Below are 1,488 nucleotides of genomic sequence, written 5' to 3' on the forward strand. Positions count from 1 at the left end.
TCGCAAGAGAGTAAATTATGGAAAGCCGGATGCTGGGAAACTTGCTTGTCCGGTTTGGACGGGGGCTGATTGTAAATAAAACAGCAAAGATAAATCGCTGAATAAAACGCAATTAATCTATCCGTATAAAGAATCTTTAAAAATTGAATTGACTTAATTTCGGCTGGAATTATTCGAACGATTTGAATGTTGGGGTATAGTGTTATGTAAAATTCTTTGTTGAGTGGCAATCCTTTGGCTTAATTCCATATTTCGTGTCATTAAATTATTAATAAATTCTTCAGAAGCATTATTTTCTCTAGCCTGAAAAATTTGTTGTACCAATTGAGCTTGTTGTAAATTCAAATCTAGTAAAATATTTGCTTGTATTTCCAAATCTGACTGATTATTATTTATATTATGACCATTATTATTAGCATGACCATTGCTTGATGCCATAATGGGATTATTATTGATTATTAAAAACATACCTAAAAAACTCATTAAAAATAATGGTAAAAGATGTAATTTTTTTTTTACTTGCATCATTTTAACTTATAACTCCTTTTTTATTTATCCCTCAGTTGAGGTGATTTCGTAGAGCTTGTTTAATCGAGAAATAATTGAATCTTTATATTGTTTTTCACCTTCTTCATATCGTTCTTCTAATTTTTTTCGGTATTCTTCAGCATAAGATAACATTTCTTGGTATTTTCTTTGGGTTGCTTTTAATTTACCAATTTGAACTTCGATTTTGCCGATTTCACCAACTATTTCTAAATTTTCAGCTTGGAGTTTTTTGATTTGGGTTTCGTTAGCTTTTCTAAAGTTAATTTTTAATTTAATTAAGTTCTTGGTCTTTTTCGTCGTGTTGTTTTTCTAGTTTTTGTTGTTGTGGTTTTAAAGATTCTATTTGAGGTTGAATAGAATTTAATTGTGCTTGGTATTCATCGCATTTATTTTGGTATTCGTTAATGACACTTTTTTCTTCATTTAAATAACCTAAACTTGATTCCCAACTCTTTTTAAGTTTATTGATTTCTTCTTGTTCTCGTTCTGATAAATCAGTTGGTAATAAAGTAGGATTAATAGGTTCGGAAAAAAGATATTTTTTCATTTGTTCTAAACGAGAAGATGTTGTTTTAATTTTAGGGATGGGTTGTTCTTCTGCAGAACGTTTCGGTCTATTAGAAAAGGGTTTTTCAATTTCATTTTCTTCAGACTCTAATGTTTCTTTTTCGGAATTCAAAGAAGATAAAGGTGATTGGGCTTGGCTAGTTCCATGATGATTTTTATGAATCATAATCATAATTGCTATTCCTAATAATAAAATAACTATTATTTCAACAAAATATTTTTGTAAAAAGTTTTTTTTATTCATTAATTTCATAACCTTTCTGATAATAATAAGATTATTATTATCAAATTTGGAAATTTGAATATATCACTATTATATAACTTTAAGAAAGAAATGATGAAACAAAATAATAATGAAAATTTATTTCATCA

3 protein-coding genes are annotated in these 1,488 nt (G+C 27.6%); all 3 read right to left on the reverse strand.

All coding sequences use genetic code 11. The features are described 5' to 3' along the window. Positions 1–153: 153 nt before the first annotated feature. On the reverse strand, positions 154–528 hold the full coding sequence (locus tag OC710_RS02680; protein WP_004994603.1) for an SVM family protein: 375 nt from the start codon (positions 526–528) through the stop codon (positions 154–156). Between the two features lie 24 nt (positions 529–552). Further along, on the reverse strand, positions 553–681 hold the full coding sequence (locus OC710_RS02730; protein WP_320409178.1) for a hypothetical protein: 129 nt from the start codon (positions 679–681) through the stop codon (positions 553–555). 139 nt (positions 682–820) lie between these two features. After that, positions 821–1,360: a hypothetical protein gene (locus OC710_RS02685; RefSeq protein ID WP_004994604.1), complete on the reverse strand. Its 540-nt coding sequence runs from the start codon at positions 1,358–1,360 to the stop codon at positions 821–823. Positions 1,361–1,488 lie beyond the last annotated feature (128 nt).

The organism is 'Vigna radiata' phytoplasma, assembly GCF_030586915.1.
GTDB lineage: Bacteria > Bacillota_I > Bacilli_A > Acholeplasmatales > Acholeplasmataceae > Phytoplasma > Phytoplasma australasiaticum.

Bases quoted from the DNA above. Each gene is read 5' to 3' on its own strand.
- OC710_RS02680 (WP_004994603.1), bottom strand. From the start codon at position 528: ATGATGCAAGTAAAAAAAAAATTACATCTTTTACCATTATTTTTAATG.
- OC710_RS02730 (WP_320409178.1), bottom strand. From the start codon at position 681: ATGTTATCTTATGCTGAAGAATACCGAAAAAAATTAGAAGAACGATAT.
- OC710_RS02685 (WP_004994604.1), bottom strand. From the start codon at position 1,360: ATGAATAAAAAAAACTTTTTACAAAAATATTTTGTTGAAATAATAGTT.